General features: G+C 38.7%; 15 protein-coding genes. 8 read left to right on the top strand and 7 right to left on the bottom strand.

Annotated elements, in window-relative coordinates; translation table 11 throughout:
• Positions 1 to 7: 7 nt before the first annotated feature.
• Positions 8 to 1,231, bottom strand: coding sequence for a DUF763 domain-containing protein (locus GR160_RS03990; RefSeq protein ID WP_160748531.1), 1,224 nt, complete (start codon positions 1,229 to 1,231; stop codon positions 8 to 10).
• Between the two features lie 131 nt (positions 1,232 to 1,362).
• Here GR160_RS03990 and GR160_RS03995 point away from each other — a divergent pair, with 131 nt between their 5' ends.
• From GR160_RS03995 to GR160_RS04010, 4 genes are all read left to right on the top strand, one after another.
• Positions 1,363 to 2,940 (top strand): Na+/H+ antiporter, encoded by a 1,578-nt coding sequence (locus GR160_RS03995; protein ID WP_160748532.1) that lies wholly within the window; start codon positions 1,363 to 1,365, stop codon positions 2,938 to 2,940.
• A gap of 53 nt (positions 2,941 to 2,993) precedes the next feature.
• Positions 2,994 to 3,845: an AraC family transcriptional regulator gene (locus GR160_RS04000; protein WP_160748533.1), complete on the top strand. Its 852-nt coding sequence runs from the start codon at positions 2,994 to 2,996 to the stop codon at positions 3,843 to 3,845.
• 89 nt (positions 3,846 to 3,934) lie between these two features.
• A complete protein-coding gene (locus GR160_RS04005; RefSeq protein WP_202390705.1) occupies positions 3,935 to 4,348 on the top strand; it encodes a cupin domain-containing protein in 414 nt (137 codons plus the stop codon).
• 149 nt (positions 4,349 to 4,497) lie between these two features.
• Positions 4,498 to 4,893, top strand: coding sequence for a nuclear transport factor 2 family protein (locus tag GR160_RS04010; RefSeq protein ID WP_237421162.1), 396 nt, complete (start codon positions 4,498 to 4,500; stop codon positions 4,891 to 4,893).
• 60 nt (positions 4,894 to 4,953) lie between these two features.
• On the opposite strand, the gene GR160_RS04015 is transcribed toward GR160_RS04010, so the two are convergent.
• The 3 genes from GR160_RS04015 to GR160_RS04025 all read right to left on the bottom strand — a co-directional run bounded on the left by GR160_RS04015 (position 4,954) and on the right by GR160_RS04025 (position 8,216).
• On the bottom strand, positions 4,954 to 5,916 hold the full coding sequence (locus GR160_RS04015; RefSeq protein ID WP_160748535.1) for a D-2-hydroxyacid dehydrogenase: 963 nt from the start codon (positions 5,914 to 5,916) through the stop codon (positions 4,954 to 4,956).
• 88 nt (positions 5,917 to 6,004) lie between these two features.
• On the bottom strand, positions 6,005 to 7,078 hold the full coding sequence (serC, locus tag GR160_RS04020) for a 3-phosphoserine/phosphohydroxythreonine transaminase (protein WP_160748536.1): 1,074 nt from the start codon (positions 7,076 to 7,078) through the stop codon (positions 6,005 to 6,007).
• Between the two features lie 79 nt (positions 7,079 to 7,157).
• Entirely contained in the window at positions 7,158 to 8,216 is a 1,059-nt protein-coding gene (locus tag GR160_RS04025) for an acyl-CoA reductase (protein ID WP_160748537.1), read from the bottom strand.
• Positions 8,217 to 8,287: 71 nt separating this feature from the next.
• Between GR160_RS04025 and GR160_RS04030 the strand changes: the two genes are divergently transcribed.
• Positions 8,288 to 8,641 carry a 4Fe-4S dicluster domain-containing protein gene (locus GR160_RS04030; protein WP_160748538.1) on the top strand — a complete coding sequence of 118 codons (354 nt, stop codon included), beginning with the start codon at positions 8,288 to 8,290 and terminating at the stop codon, positions 8,639 to 8,641.
• 141 nt (positions 8,642 to 8,782) lie between these two features.
• Here the strand turns inward: GR160_RS04030 and GR160_RS04035 are convergent, their stop codons facing one another.
• The 3 genes from GR160_RS04035 to GR160_RS04045 all read right to left on the bottom strand — a co-directional run bounded on the left by GR160_RS04035 (position 8,783) and on the right by GR160_RS04045 (position 11,593).
• On the bottom strand, positions 8,783 to 9,061 hold the full coding sequence (locus tag GR160_RS04035) for a hypothetical protein (protein ID WP_160748539.1): 279 nt from the start codon (positions 9,059 to 9,061) through the stop codon (positions 8,783 to 8,785).
• Between the two features lie 9 nt (positions 9,062 to 9,070).
• On the bottom strand, positions 9,071 to 10,285 hold the full coding sequence (locus tag GR160_RS04040) for a sterol desaturase family protein (RefSeq protein ID WP_160748540.1): 1,215 nt from the start codon (positions 10,283 to 10,285) through the stop codon (positions 9,071 to 9,073).
• 114 nt (positions 10,286 to 10,399) lie between these two features.
• On the bottom strand, positions 10,400 to 11,593 hold the full coding sequence (locus tag GR160_RS04045) for a serine hydrolase (protein WP_160748541.1): 1,194 nt from the start codon (positions 11,591 to 11,593) through the stop codon (positions 10,400 to 10,402).
• Positions 11,594 to 11,797: 204 nt separating this feature from the next.
• On the opposite strand from GR160_RS04045, the gene GR160_RS04050 reads away from it, so the two are divergent.
• The 3 genes from GR160_RS04050 (at position 11,798) to GR160_RS04060 (ending at position 14,752) form a co-directional block, all read left to right on the top strand.
• Positions 11,798 to 12,640, top strand: a complete 843-nt coding sequence (locus tag GR160_RS04050) for a 1,4-dihydroxy-2-naphthoyl-CoA synthase (RefSeq protein WP_160748542.1) — start codon at positions 11,798 to 11,800, stop codon at positions 12,638 to 12,640.
• Between the two features lie 83 nt (positions 12,641 to 12,723).
• Positions 12,724 to 13,254: a PH domain-containing protein gene (locus tag GR160_RS04055; RefSeq protein ID WP_160748543.1), complete on the top strand. Its 531-nt coding sequence runs from the start codon at positions 12,724 to 12,726 to the stop codon at positions 13,252 to 13,254.
• Positions 13,244 to 14,752, top strand: a complete 1,509-nt coding sequence (locus GR160_RS04060) for a PH domain-containing protein (RefSeq protein ID WP_160748544.1) — start codon at positions 13,244 to 13,246, stop codon at positions 14,750 to 14,752. The genes GR160_RS04055 and GR160_RS04060 overlap by 11 nt, the downstream gene beginning before the upstream one ends.
• Positions 14,753 to 14,759: the final 7 nt, after the last annotated feature.

The following is a 14,759-nucleotide window of genomic DNA, read 5'->3' on the forward strand; positions in this document are numbered from 1 at the left end:
CGATAATCTAAAAAAGCTTTAACTGATTGCTGTCCCCCTTAGGTTTGTTGCTTTTAGGGGGCTTGGCTTCGCCAAAAATAGTTCTTCCTCCATATTTGTATGATTCGCTACGTTCTTTTTGTACAAGAGCATCAAAGTTAGTGTTGGGAGTAAAGTCTTTTTCTGCATTCCTTGCAATTTCTGAGAGTTTTTGTATTGCATACAGTTTATCTGTGTTGCCAATTTTAGCCCTGTTAATGGCTGTTTGCAGTGTTGTAATGGTTTCGTCGAAAACATTTACAGGAACAGGAAACGGATGCCCGTCTTTACCTCCATGTGCAAAAGAAAATCTGGCCGGGTCGTCAAAACGGGTAGGTGTGCCGTAAATTACCTCACTAACTAAAGCTAACGATTGTATAGTTCTTGGTCCCATTCCCTTTAACATTAGCAGGTCTTCAAAATCTTCAGGCTGGTTTTCATGAGCCATCCATAGCATAGCACCCAATCGTTTCATGTTTACATCTTTCATCCTTACATCATGGTGGTTAGGCATTACGAGATGATTGATCTCCCTGAGCATTCTTTCAGGATGTTCATTTACAATGAGTAACGATTTTTGGCGCGTATCTTCGGCGGTTGCTGCTGTAAGGTTGAGTATTTGCCCCTGATTTTGTCCGTAAATAAAAGTATGCGGTTCGTTTACAAAAGATATAACATCTTTGCTGTGCCAATGATACCTGCGTGCTGTGCCTGTATAATTGTTCATTCCCTGCTGGATAACACACCAATCTCCCTTAGCGTTTACTATAAAATTATGCTGATAGAGCTGAAACCCGTCTTGTATGGCAGTATTGTCTATTTTGGCGGTAAGTTTGCTCAGCCTGGCAAGTTCTAACCCATTAAGTCCGGTGCGGTTGCCCACTACCATAAGTTCATCGGGAGTTTTGGTCGAATGTTTGCCTTTGCCCCCGCAAATGTAAATACCCAGCTCTTTGGCATGCGGGTTTACAGATCGTTTTAATGCACCAAGCACTGATGTTGTAATGCCCGATGAGTGCCAGTCCATACCCATAACCGCCCCAAAGCTTTGAAACCAAAAAGGATTTGCCAGTTTGCTTATAACCTGTTCTGTAGAAAACTCCATTGCAATGGTCTCTACAATGGCGAGGCCTAACTTTGCCATCCTTTCCGAAAGCCAAAGGGGTACATGTCCTCCGTGCAGCGGTAAATCAGCAGAGCCGGAACGTTTCATCTTAGAGTTTTTTTTGAGAAGTACTTTTACAAAATTACATTATAAAAGGCTCAAAGCAAAATGCGTTAAAGTGCGTGCTTTTTAACTATTTTTGAAACAGTCTAAAATTATTACCTACTAATACAAACCGTATGCTGCACGATTTCCCTTTTTATTTAGGCATTATTGCAATTATATTGCTAATTATAATGCTGGCCGAAAAAATAAAAGTTGCATATCCTGTTTTACTCGTTTTAGCCGGGCTGGCAATAAGCTTTATACCAGGTATCCCTACACTGCATATAGAGGCAGAGCTTATATTCATAATATTCCTGCCTCCTTTACTTTATGAAGCATCGTGGTCTATATCCTGGAAAGAGCTTTGGAAATGGCGACGTATAATAACAAGTTTTGCCTTTTTAGTGGTCTTTTTTACCGCTTTTTCGGTAGCATTGGTGGCTAATTATTTTATACCGGGGTTTTCTTTGGCGTTAGGATTTTTACTTGGAGGCATTGTATCTCCGCCTGATGCTGTAAGTGCAGGAGCAATATTGAAATTTGTAAAAGTACCCAGGCGATTTTCTTCTATTTTAGAGGGAGAAAGCCTGCTTAACGACGCTTCGTCATTAATTATTTTCAGGTTTGCACTGATAGCTGTTGCAACAGGACAGTTTGTGTGGCACGAAGCCGCAGCAAGCTTTGTTTGGATGGTTGTTGGCGGTGCAGGCATTGGTGTGGCAATAGGTTGGCTTATCATGAAAATTCATAAATACTTGCCTACAAATGCCAACATAGATATTATTCTGACTTTGATAACACCTTATGTTATGTATATAGCTGCAGAGGAAGTACACAGTAGTGGAGTGCTTGCAGTGGTTAGCGGTGGTTTACTGCTTTCTAATAAAAGGCTTTGGTTTCTTAGTAGTACGGTTAGACTCAAGAGCGTAAATGTTTGGGAGAGCCTTTGTTTCTTACTCAACGGTTTAGTGTTTATGCTTATTGGGCTCGACCTGCCCGAAATTACTGCCGGGTTGGGTACTGTGAGTGTCTCTACAGCAATAGGCTATGGCCTGTTGATTACATTGGTACTGGTTGTTGCAAGAATGCTGTCTACATATGCGGCTGTAGTTATAACGCTTATTGCCCGAAATTATATAACCGTTGCCGATACCCGCAGCCCCGGTTTCAAAGCTCCTGTATTGCTGGGGTGGGCTGGTATGCGTGGCGTGGTTTCGTTAGCGGCAGCATTATCTATACCTGTACAACTGGCTGATGGCACTGATTTTCCTCAAAGAAACCTGATATTATTTATAACTTTCGTGGTTATACTTACTACATTGTTGGTGCAGGGGTTAACATTGCCATGGCTTATTAGCAAGATAGATATGCCTGATCCTGATTTTGTGAAACCGGAAGAAGAGGTTTATAACGCAATCAGGGTACATCTTGCCCGACACGGCCTGAAAAGCCTAAAAGAGAATTATGGCAGCAAGCTTGAAAATGAAACAGTATTGCAACAAATAGCTCTCAAATGGGAGAGTGCCTGTGATATGGATGAAAATGAGAACATGGCCTTTTCTGAAGAAAATAAAGCCATATATCTTGATGTGCTCAATAAGCAGAGGGAATGGCTTCTTAATAAAAATAACAGTACAGAGATCGATGAAGAAATCATACGCAGACATCTTTTATATCTTGATCTTGAAGAAGAGAGGCTTACTTTGTTGTAATTGTTTTGTTTGATTATCTTAACTTTGCATAGTTTTAAAACAAATTAAAGTATATGCAGGGTATTAATGCCACCGACTCAAAGTTAAAAGGGTTTAATGTATATGAGGTAAATAATGCTATTGCAAAAGGAACGCCTACTTACAACCGCCGGGACTTTTATAAAATATCCATAAGTACAGGAAGCAACACAATTCATTATGCTGATAAAGGAATTGATGTTGATGGGACTATTTTGTTTTTTGGTAATCCGTATATCCCTTATTCCTGGGAAATGAAAGACCCCGATTTTTATGGTTTCGCGTGTGTGTTTACCGAAGATTTTTTTAGAGGTCAGGCTCGTACAGAAAGCCTTCAGGAATCGCCTTTATTTAAAATTGGCGGCACACCGGTGTTTAAACTAAATGATGAACAAAAAGAGTTTATAACTTTTATGTTCAGGAGGATGACCGAAGAACAAAACACTGATTATGCTTTTAAAGATGAATTGATGCGTAATTATTTGGGGCTTATAATACATGAAGCTTTAAAGATGCGTCCGTCCGAAGATTTCTTTGTTCATAAAAATGCCTCTTCACGCATTACATCATTGTTCTTAGAGCTTTTAGAGCGCCAGTTCCCTATAGAAACCAAAGAAACACCACTGCGATTAAAAACCCCTCAGGACTATGCACAGCATCTGTCGGTCCATGTAAATCATTTAAACCGCTCTGTAAAAGAAATTACGGGCAGGCCTACCACGACACATATTTCTGAGAGGATAGTAAACGAAGCAAAGGCACTTTTACAGCATACTGACTGGAGCGTTGCCGATGTGGCTTATTCGTTGGGATTTGAATACCCAAGCTATTTCAATAACTATTTTAAAAGGATAACGGGTACCATTCCAAAGGCGGTAAGGGGATAAATTGTTTCAATTTCATAATTTCCTGTTTGATATTCGTTATTTTTATAATGGTATATGGCTATACATTTGTATTCTAAAAAACTATAGCCATGATTAATCCAACTGCAAAAAAACTGAAACCAGAATATGGTGTAGAGCATCCTATGCCACAACAGTACCTTACCGGAAATGCATGGGTAAAAGTGCTGTTTACTGATAATTATACAAATAACAGTATTGTAAAAAGCTATTCTTTTGAGCCGGGTGCCCGCAACAACTGGCACACACACATTGGGCTGCAAATGCTTATTGTTACAGAAGGTAAAGGGCTTTATCAGGAAAAAGGCAAGCCTATACAGGAATTACAGGTTGGCAGTGTAGTAACTGTTTTGCCTGGTGTGCCCCATTGGTACGGGGCTTCGCCTAACAGCCATTTTAAGCATCTTGCTATAATTACCGAACTTGATTATGCCAAAATGGAATGGTTAGATAAGGTTACGGAAGAAGAATATAATGGTATTTAAAAGCAGGTATTAATATTTCTTAAATGATTATTTTAGCATACTCCTTTAATAATCTTTATATGAAATATTGCTTAGCTAGCTTATTGCTGTTTCTTACAATTCAAACTAATGCCCAGGTTGATAAAGAATTATATTTAACTGCCCAAAAAATGGATAGCCTTTTGTTTGCCGAGGGGTTTAATAAGTGCAATTATAAAATACTTGACCAAATTCTTGCAGACGACCTCGAGTTTTATCATGACAAAGGAGGCATTAAAAACAAAAAGGAATTTATTGACGCCACAAGAAATAATATTTGCAACAGTCCGAATGGTAAAATAACCCGTGAGGTGGTTAAGGGCAGTACCGAAGTTTATCCTCTTGAAAAAAATGGGAAAATTTATGGTTTTTTGCAAAACGGACTGCATGAGTTCTATATTCAGGAACCCGGTAAAAAGCTATATAAAACAGGCAGGGCAAAATTTAGTTGCCTTTGGTTGTTGGCTACTAATGGAAGCTGGAAACTAAAGCGGGTCTTTAGTTACGACCACCAGGCATCTGAATAAATATAAAAAGCTGCCGGATTTGATTTCGGCAGCTTTTCGTGATTTATATAATCAGTGTTTTTAAACCTCAGTTTTCAACAGGCTTGATATTTGGTCAGCAAGTTCTGTACCTATACGGTCCTGTGCTTCGAGTGTAGCAGCACCAATATGTGGCGTTAATGAAACTTTCGGGTGCATTAATACCTGTACAGCCGGTGTTGGTTCATTTTCAAATACATCAAGACCCGCAAAAGCAACTTTGCCGCTGTCTAAAGCATCAATAAGCGCTACTTCGTTAATCACACCACCACGGGATGCATTAACAATACCCACACCGTCTTTAAGTGCCTCAAACTCTTCTTTATCTAAAACATAACCGCCGTCCTGTGCAGGAACGTGAAGCGTTAAAAAATCAGCATGCTTAAATACGTCTTCAAGAGGTTCTGTAACTATATCTACATTAATGAACTGACCATTGTAAAAATCTACTTTAATCTCAGCACTGCCTACAAATTTATCGGCTGCAATAACTTTCATGCCAAGACCCAGTGCTACTTTGGCAACAGAGCGACCAATACGGCCAAAGCCAATAATGCCCAGTGTTTTGCCACGTAGTTCGATACCGTTGGCATATGCCTTTTTAAGCCCTTCAAAATTACTGTCGCCTTCAAGGGGCATGTTCCGGTTAGCATCATACAGAAAACGTACACCGCTAAATAAATGAGCAAAAACAAGTTCTGCCACCGAGTCTGATGATGATGCCGGGGTGTTGATAACATGCACGCCTTTTTCGCGGGCATATTCCACATCAATATTGTCCATACCCACACCGCCACGGCCAATAATTTTAAGTCCGGGGCAGGCATCAATAATATCCTTGCGAACTTTTGTAGCACTGCGCACTAACAATACAGCTACATTATTGGTATTAATATAATTGGCAACCTGCTCCTGTGCCACTTTGGTTGTTATAACTTCAAATCCGGCATCTTCAAGAGCTATGATTCCGCTTTTAGAAATACCGTCGTTTGCTAATACTTTCATTCTTTAATATTTAAAGATTTAATGATTGAAAAATTTAAAAATGTTTTGAGAACCAATATGTGACCTCATCACTGAAAACTGTAACTGCTTACTGAATACTTTTTTCAAGTTCCTGCATTACATCTACAAGCACCTGTACACTTTCTATAGGCATGGCGTTGTAAATAGAAGCTCTGTATCCACCAACCGAACGATGTCCGGGAAGTCCGCTTATTCCGGCAGCTTTCCACATTTTGTCAAACTGCTCGGTGTGTTCTTCGTTTTTAAGTAAAAAGCAAACGTTCATTTTAGAGCGATCTTCAGTTTTAGCAGTACCCACAAATAGAGGGTTACGATCTATTTCATCGTAAAGCAATTCGGCTTTTGCACTGTTGCGTTTTTCGGCAGCTTCTATACCGCCGTTATCCTTAAGCCATTGTAGTGTAAGATATGAAGTATACACAGCAAAAACCGGAGGCGTGTTATACATACTTTCTTTGTCAACATGCTGTTTGTAATCCAGCATAGATGGTATTGTCCTGCCTGTTTTGCCAAGCAGCTCTTCTTTAATAACTACAAGGGTTGCACCTGCAGGCCCCATGTTTTTTTGTGCCCCTGCATAAATAAGCCCAAATTTTGAAAAATCGATCTGGCGGGAAAAAATATCCGAGCTCATATCGCAAACCAATGGTATATCTGTTTCAGGAAATTCCTGTATCTGTGTGCCAAAAATGGTATTGTTGCTTGTACAGTGAAAATAATCCGCATCCGCCGGAATGGCATATCCTTTCGGTATATTATTGTAATTATCAGCCTTAGATGATGCCACAATTACAGTTTCTCCAAAAAACTTAGCTTCTTTTATTGCTGCTGCTGCCCATGTTCCTGTATCAAGATAAGCGGCCTTGCCACCATCTTTAAGCAGGTTGTATGGTATTCTTGCAAACTCAAGGCTTGCACCACCACCAAGAAAAAGTACCTGATAGCCTTTGCCTGTAAGTCCCATTAGCTCTAATACTAGTGCACGGGCCTCGTCCATTACGGCTACAAAATCTTTGCTGCGATGCGATATTTCAAGTATTGAAAGTCCGGAGTTGTTGAAGTTTAAAACTGCCTGTGCGGCTTTGTCAAATACTTCTTGTGGCAGGATAGATGGTCCTGCGCTAAAATTGTGTTTTTTCATTGTGTTGCGGTTCTTGAAAGTGATGCAAATTTCTTAATAATAGACAGAATAACAGCAATTAATTTTATAAAAATTTCGACTAAATTGTTGACAAAAATAAAATTGTATCAACATTATCGGCATAATCTAACAAACCCGGTTTTTGAGTTTGACCAAAAGCTATACTGTTTTTTATACTGCTGCTACCCACAATGCATTGAATTTGTTCGTGTTCCGTTTCTAATCTTTGTTCTATGGTCGCAATATCATCATAATATTCATAAAAAACGCTCGAAATGGGGGATGAGAAGCCAGGATCTTCTTTTAATGTAAGAAATTCATTATCGAGCAGCTTAAAATTACTCATCAGGAAAACGGCTTTGTTGTAGTCGTAATTGTTTGAGTATTTCTCATAAAAAATAACATCTTTATAAGTGTACATTGCCTCAAAAAAGTCTTTAAAGTTATAACCTTTGGGCACAAATAGTTTCGATACATTGCGGCAACCAAGCCCAAAGTACCTAAAAATATCTTCGCCCAATGCTACAAGATCTTCACTGGTTTCGTTACCGTTTAATACCGCAACTGAATTTCTGCTTTTACGGATAATACTTGGTTTATCCCTAAAATAATATTCAAAATATCTGGCAGTGTTGTTACTTCCTGTAGCTATAACAGCATCGAAGTTTTCCATTTTGCCTTCAGTAAATTTTATTCTGTTATCCATTTCCGGAGAAACTGCAATAAGATATTTTGCAAGGAATGGCAACAAATGCATATCGTTAGACGACAGCTTTACCAACGCATTATGTCCTGCTACAAGTACTGATAAAAAATCATGAAATCCAACCAACGGAATATTACCGGCAAGTATTAGCCCTACGGTTTTAGGCTGTATATTTTCAAGGTTGTATTGTTTAAGCCAGTTGTCAAGGTTTTCCGGTGTTAAGGCCTGTGCCCATTGTTGTACTGCAAAATAAACCTGCTCCTGTGTAAACCAGCCATTATGGGATTTAGATGCTTCTATTAAATCGATAAAGCTGTTATAAAACGTATCGTTGTACAGCACATGATGGTTTTGGCTGTTAATGTCTAAAGAAAATTGCGAAAGGAACCTGCCAAGTTCGGCAAATGCTTTTTTTGTTTCTGTTAACGTCATTTTTTTGCTTATGAATGGATTTGGACGTAATTTTGCTGCAAATTTACGTTATTAAATACTAAGAATAAGCCATGGCGATCATTATAACAGACGAATGTATTAACTGCGGTGCCTGCGAGCCTGAATGCCCAAACACTGCCATATATGAAGGTGCAGATGACTGGAGATACAAAGACGGTACTAAACTTCGCGGCAAAATTGTTTTGCCAAGCGGTGAAGAGGTAGATGCCGATGAGCCTTTTACACCGATATCTGACGATATTTATTATATAGTTCCAAGCAAATGTACTGAGTGTAAAGGGTTTCATGATGAGCCCCAGTGTGCAGCGGTATGCCCTGTAGACTGTTGCGTGCCGGATGATAACTATGTTGAAAGCGAAGAAACCCTGCTGAACAGGCAATCCTTTTTACATGGGGATGAATAATAATTTAAGATTTTGATTTCAGAATATAGACTGAAATCGACCAAAAATAGAAATCCTGAAGTGTTTGCTTCAGGATTTTTTATAATGTAGCGCCAACCGTTCTTTATGGGTTGCTATGCTTAATAAAACTTAATTTGGCTTCTATAACCACAAAATTCCTTTCAGGCGGGTTTTGGTACTGCAATGCGCGCCCGATTTTGTATCGTCTGTAATTTGGAGTATTTCAGTTTTAAGATCTTTAATACTTAAAGGCTGCCCATTAGACCTGTAGGCTATAATTGTACTGTCGGGTACTGAACCTTTCTCATTAACCGAGTGGCTTTCGTCATTCAATAACTTTTCTGCTTTAAGAGCAAATTCTGCATCGTCAAGCGTCATTATTTTATTTATCAACTGTAGTTTTAATTCGGCTATATTCATAACATAACTTTATTTGGTTTGCAATACATAGTTTTGATAACGTCTTCCCAGAGAAAATGATTTTTCGGCAAGCAGCATCACAGCAGCCGGAATAAACAGGTATTCAAAATATCCCTGTATATACAAAATGTAAGCACTAAGAATAAGCAGTCTGCCATATTCTAAATAATATATCCATTTGCGTTGTTCCAACAAAGCTCCGCAGTTTATAAGCGTTATTAAAATAAACGCTGCTGTAAACAGTTTATCGGGTAGTGATTGCGATGTATAATAAAATGTAAACCACATAAGCATTGCTGTGCTTATGGCTACCTGAAACGCTAAATATCCTTTAAACCTGAGTTGTTTTAGTTTAAGGTTTCGATCCTGCAAAAAACGTTTTTCAAGTTCGGGCCTTATGTCCTGATCCATATCAGCAGGACTCCCAAACACTGCTTTCCATTTTGCCTTCACTCCATTGGCGCGCTTATAACTTTCATATATTTCAAAGTAATAATGAAAATGCATCCATAAAAAACTATAACTTTTTAAAGGGTGGGTAAGGCCATATTTAGGTTTTTCTTCCTCTACCTGAAAAGTACCAAATATCTTGTCCCAAAACACAAACATATCGCCATAGTTTTTGTCAAGGTATTTTTCGTCTGATGCATGATGTACACCATGGAGAGATGGGGTTATAAAAACATATTCCAGCCATTTTATGCGCCCGATTATTTGAGTATGCGTAAAAAAAGAGTAGCTACCGTGCACTAAAAGCATTGTGATAACCATGGTGGGGTGAAAGCCCAGCAGCGGCAACAGGCACCAAAACCCGGTACGTATTATAGCCTGCAGCGTGGTAATGCGGGCGGCGGCTGTAAAATTAAATTCTTCGCTGTGGTGGTGCACTATGTGGGCAGCCCAAAAAATATTTACTTCATGCCCAAGGCGATGGTACCAGTACCAAACAAAATCGGTGGCAAGGATCAGGGCTATCCAAATAATCCAGTTGGCAGGTACATCAAAAATTTTATAATTATCATACACCCAATAATAAAGTTGATAGAAGCTGCCTGCAACAAAAAGATTTAGTAGCCTTTCGGCAATACCTATGCTTACATTAGATACTGAACTTTCATATTTAAATAGATCTTCCTTCTTTTTATACTGAGCCGTTTTATACTCAATATAAACAAACAGAAAGAAGGCAGGCATGGCAAATGCCAGGTAGTTTAAATTTTCCATTATGTAAACTTTAATACAGTACAAAAATATAAATACTCTACTAAATTAGTAGAGTATTTAAATAAAAAAATATCAACACGCTAATGTTGATATTTAATTTGCTGTAAAACAGGGTTACTCTGCACCGATATCTTTATCGGGCTCAATAGGATATTTACCAAATTGAGTAGACAGTTTCCATATTTTGTAAGGTTTGTAAGAAAACTTGTTGCTTAGGGCAATAAGTGCCACGGTATCTCCTTTAAGGGTAACATAAGACGAAGTATTGCCATGCCACCAGCCGTTGTGGTAAAACAGTTTTTCGCCTGTTTTCCATTCGTGCATACGTATGCCCAAGCCGTAGTTGCGTTCGCCTTTATGCTCATAGCTGTAACCCTTAAAAACTTTTTTAACAAGTTTCGGGTTCAGGAATTTTTTAGAGTAGGTGGCAAGGTCAAATTTTAGCAGGTCGCGTGGAGTAGAGTAGATGTTCTTATCACCATACACGGCATCCAGAAAATCAAATCCATACTGCACGTTGTTGCCCTTATAGGATAACGATACTTTTTCCCTGTCGGTTTCATAATTAAATACGAATGTATTTTTCATGCCCAGTGGATCGAAAATTATCTTTTTCATGGCGTCACGATAATTCATGTGCGTAACCTTTTCAATTATGAGGGCAAGCATCACGTAGTTGGTGTTGCAGTAACCAAACTTTTTATCGGGTTTAAAATACAGCCCAAATTTATGCTGCGCAAAAAGGTTCAGTACATCCTGGTTGGTCAACACACTTCGATCCCAAATTTTTCGGTCATCTGTAAAATAAGCATAGTTGGGCAGGCCACTGCGGTGGTTGAGCAGCATTTGTATATTTATATCCTCATACGGAAATTCGGGCAATATTTCCTGAACCTTTTGGTCAAGGCTAAGTTTGTCAAGATCTATCAGTTTCAGTATAACAGCTGCCGTTAGCACCTTACTTACAGATGCTATGTGTATGGGAGTGTTTGCCGTTATTTCTTCTTTAGTTTTACGGTTGGCAATACCACCATACTTCTCAAACAATATTTGTCCGTTTTTGGCAACCAAAAAACCACCGCTTAGGTCGCCTTTTGGCCAGATCTTATTATAAAAGTGTTGTATAGCGTTCTTTTTATTATTCTTATAGCCTTGGGTAAGCTTATTTAATTCAATATTAAGTGGTGTTATGTGCAGTACAGTGTCTTTTACATTTTGCTCTTCGTGTACAGCGAGTTCTTTATTCTCTTTTTTGCAGCCAGCCAGTAAAAGTATAGATATATATGGGATTAGTCTTTTGATCTTCATTATCAGTAAATACGTAAACGGCAAATATAGCCAAACCAAACTTTTATAAAACGGTTTTTATACAAGGTTAACATTTAAAATTTAGATTTATTGTACCCAAAAAATATAAAGTTTTGAAAAGCAGTATGTTTACAGTTTCGGCTTTATTTTATTTTAGGGCTAAACCAAAATTGCCTATTTTTACGATAAATTATTACTTACAAAATGGATAAAATTAGCTGGAAAACCGTAAAGGAATTTGAAGATATAACCTATAAAAAATGTAATGGTGTAGCGCGTATTGCCTTTAACAGGCCCAATGTGCGCAATGCGTTCAGGCCCAAAACAACAGCCGAACTTTTTGAGGCTTTTATAGATGCCCGCGAAGACACTTCGATAGGTGTAGTATTGTTAAGTGCTGAGGGGCCATCTACTAAAGACGGTGTTTATTCTTTTTGCAGCGGGGGCGACCAAAAAGCCCGTGGCCAGCAGGGGTATGTGGGAGACGACGGTATGCAACGCCTTAACATACTTGAAGTACAGCGACTGATACGTTTTATGCCAAAAGTAGTAATTGCCGTGGTGCCGGGTTGGGCAGTAGGTGGTGGGCACAGCCTGCATGTGGTGTGCGACCTTACGCTTGCCAGCAAAGAACACGCCATTTTTAAACAAACCGATGCTGATGTTACCAGCTTTGACGGTGGCTACGGATCGGCCTATTTAGCCAAAATGGTAGGGCAAAAGCGTGCGCGCGAAATTTTCTTTTTAGGCAGGAACTATTCTGCTCAGGAAGCTTATGATATGGGCATGGTAAATGCTGTAATACCTCATGCAGAACTTGAAGATACTGCCTACCAATGGGCTCAGGAGATACTCGAAAAATCGCCAACATCTATCAAAATGCTTAAGTTTGCCTTTAATCTTACTGATGACGGCATGGTTGGACAGCAGGTGTTTGCAGGAGAGGCGACACGCTTGACCTATATGACCGAAGAGGCTAAAGAAGGACGCGATGCTTTCCTTGAAAAGAGAAAACCAAACTTTAAAGATATTAAGTGGATACCGTAAAACGGTTTGTGGTTTATTGTTTATAGTTACCGAGGCGACAATAAACTCTAAACAATAAACCCTAAACAACCAACAACTAAAAAATGGAACAGCCTTTTACAAACGAAACCATAGACACGCTGCAATTGCCTCAATATGAAGAGGCTGTGCTTAAGCCTATAGATTCATCTTATCTTACAGTAATATGGGTTAACATTGCTTTAGTATTTGGGCTTATTGCCATTGCTGCCGGAGCTGGCTTTTATTTTATTGATGAAATGCAGCCGCACTGGTTAGGTATAACTATTGGTTATAGTGTTGTTTTGGTTCTTACTATAATAGTGCAGGTTGTAAGTTTTAAAAACAAGGCTTATGCTTTTCGTGCACACGATGTTATTTACCGCAGTGGTGCAATAGCTACAACTACTACTATAATTCCATACAACCGTGTGCAACACGTGGCGCAGCACGAAGGGCTTGTGGCGCGTTGGCTTGGCCTTGCCTCTATTGAAGTATTTACGGCAGGGGCTACCGGCAGCGATATTACCATTCCAGGTATAGAAAAAGAACAGGCCATTGCCATAAAGCATTTGCTTGTGGGCAAAATACAAAATCAACAGGCCAATGAAGAGTGATTTTAGCCAGCCGCAACGCCAGTCGCTTATAGGTATTGTTGTTTTGTTTGGCGATGCCCTTCAAAACAGTGTCAGGGCTTTTTTGCCAATATTATTGGTTACATTATTAAAAGGTGATTCAGATATTCAAAAGCTTTGGCTGTATGGTGGGATTATTTTGGTGATAACATTAATAATAGGTTATCTTAACTATTTAAACTTCAGGTTTTTTGTTGATGAAGATACCCAGGAATTTGTTGTAAGTAAAGGCATACTAAAAAAAACACGTATTGGTATTCCGTTAGATAAAATACAACAGGTTAATATTAACCAGTCGTTGCTGCAAAAAATAATTGGCGTACATGCTCTTGAAGTTGATACTGCCGGAAGCAATAAAAAAGAAATTATCATTAAGGCCATTAGCCATGAACATGCTCTTATCTTAAAAGAAAGACTTTTGCAAAGCACTGATGCTTTTGAAGAAGTTGAAGAGACCAATACTGAAACTGCTGTTTCTCCTAAAAAACAAAAGCCTTTTATAGAAGTTAGCCTGCTAAGTCTTTTAAAGACCGGTATAACTTCTAATTATATCAGAAGTTTTGGTTTATTACTGGCCTTTTTTATATCTACGCTACAGCATCTCGATGAACTTTTTAAATATGGAAATGTAGACGATAAGGTTATCGAAGAATATGTGAATACCGATGTGGTATTGCGCTTTGTATCGTTCATAATATTCGCTATAATTTTTCTTACCCTCATGGTAAACCTTGTGCGTACAATTGTGAGGTACTACAATTTCAGGGTTACAAAAGAGCAAAATTCCCTGCTGTTATCTCATGGACTTATAAATACCCGAAACACCATTATAAGACCGGAAAAGGTGCAGATAGTAACTGTTGGGCGTAATTATTTTCAGAAGAAATTTGATATAAACGATGTAAAAGTCCGACAGGCGTCTGATCTTGAAAGCAGTAATAAAGAACAACAGAAGTCGGCTATAGAAATTCCCGGGTGCAGCGAAGCAGAAAAGAATATGTTGCTGCAGTTTCTGCTGGAAAAAATGCCTGAACGTGGTTTTGCTGTTAAGCCTAATTTTAGAAAAATGATATTTGAAACTTTTAAGTTTCTTATAATACCGATCGGTATATTTTTTTTGTTTGCCTATTATGTATTACCGGAAACAATTGAATATGTAGTGTTCGTCCCTATTTACAGTGTGTTTGTAGGAGTACTGATATTTTTTGCCTTTAAAAACAGCAGGCTTTTTATAACGCCTGATTTTATTATAAAACAAAGCGGAGCCTGGGACATTGATAACGATTATGTTGCACCTCATAAAATTCAGGCCATAAAACTCAAACAGTTTTTTTGGCAAAAATCATCTGATGTTGGTATTGTTAATTTATACACGGCAGGCGGCACAGTATCGTTTGGATTGGCTAACTTTACGCAACTAAAAAAACTGGCTAATTACTGGCTTTATCAGGTAGAAACTACTGAGAAGAATTGGATGTAGTTTAATT

The organism is Flavobacterium sp. Sd200 (genome assembly GCF_009826935.1).
Classification (GTDB): domain Bacteria; phylum Bacteroidota; class Bacteroidia; order Flavobacteriales; family Flavobacteriaceae; genus Flavobacterium.

What these genes read in the sequence shown, in the direction of transcription:
- GR160_RS03990 (WP_160748531.1), bottom strand. Translation starts at nt 1,231, where the DNA reads ATGAAACGTTCCGGCTCTGCTGATTTACCGCTGCACGGAGGACATGTA.
- GR160_RS03995 (WP_160748532.1), top strand. Translation starts at nt 1,363, where the DNA reads ATGCTGCACGATTTCCCTTTTTATTTAGGCATTATTGCAATTATATTG.
- GR160_RS04000 (WP_160748533.1), top strand. Translation starts at nt 2,994, where the DNA reads ATGCAGGGTATTAATGCCACCGACTCAAAGTTAAAAGGGTTTAATGTA.
- GR160_RS04005 (WP_202390705.1), top strand. Translation starts at nt 3,935, where the DNA reads ATGATTAATCCAACTGCAAAAAAACTGAAACCAGAATATGGTGTAGAG.
- GR160_RS04010 (WP_237421162.1), top strand. Translation starts at nt 4,498, where the DNA reads ATGGATAGCCTTTTGTTTGCCGAGGGGTTTAATAAGTGCAATTATAAA.
- GR160_RS04015 (WP_160748535.1), bottom strand. Translation starts at nt 5,916, where the DNA reads ATGAAAGTATTAGCAAACGACGGTATTTCTAAAAGCGGAATCATAGCT.
- serC (WP_160748536.1), bottom strand. Translation starts at nt 7,078, where the DNA reads ATGAAAAAACACAATTTTAGCGCAGGACCATCTATCCTGCCACAAGAA.
- GR160_RS04025 (WP_160748537.1), bottom strand. Translation starts at nt 8,216, where the DNA reads ATGACGTTAACAGAAACAAAAAAAGCATTTGCCGAACTTGGCAGGTTC.
- GR160_RS04030 (WP_160748538.1), top strand. Translation starts at nt 8,288, where the DNA reads ATGGCGATCATTATAACAGACGAATGTATTAACTGCGGTGCCTGCGAG.
- GR160_RS04035 (WP_160748539.1), bottom strand. Translation starts at nt 9,061, where the DNA reads ATGAATATAGCCGAATTAAAACTACAGTTGATAAATAAAATAATGACG.
- GR160_RS04040 (WP_160748540.1), bottom strand. Translation starts at nt 10,285, where the DNA reads ATGGAAAATTTAAACTACCTGGCATTTGCCATGCCTGCCTTCTTTCTG.
- GR160_RS04045 (WP_160748541.1), bottom strand. Translation starts at nt 11,593, where the DNA reads ATGAAGATCAAAAGACTAATCCCATATATATCTATACTTTTACTGGCT.
- GR160_RS04050 (WP_160748542.1), top strand. Translation starts at nt 11,798, where the DNA reads ATGGATAAAATTAGCTGGAAAACCGTAAAGGAATTTGAAGATATAACC.
- GR160_RS04055 (WP_160748543.1), top strand. Translation starts at nt 12,724, where the DNA reads ATGGAACAGCCTTTTACAAACGAAACCATAGACACGCTGCAATTGCCT.
- GR160_RS04060 (WP_160748544.1), top strand. Translation starts at nt 13,244, where the DNA reads ATGAAGAGTGATTTTAGCCAGCCGCAACGCCAGTCGCTTATAGGTATT.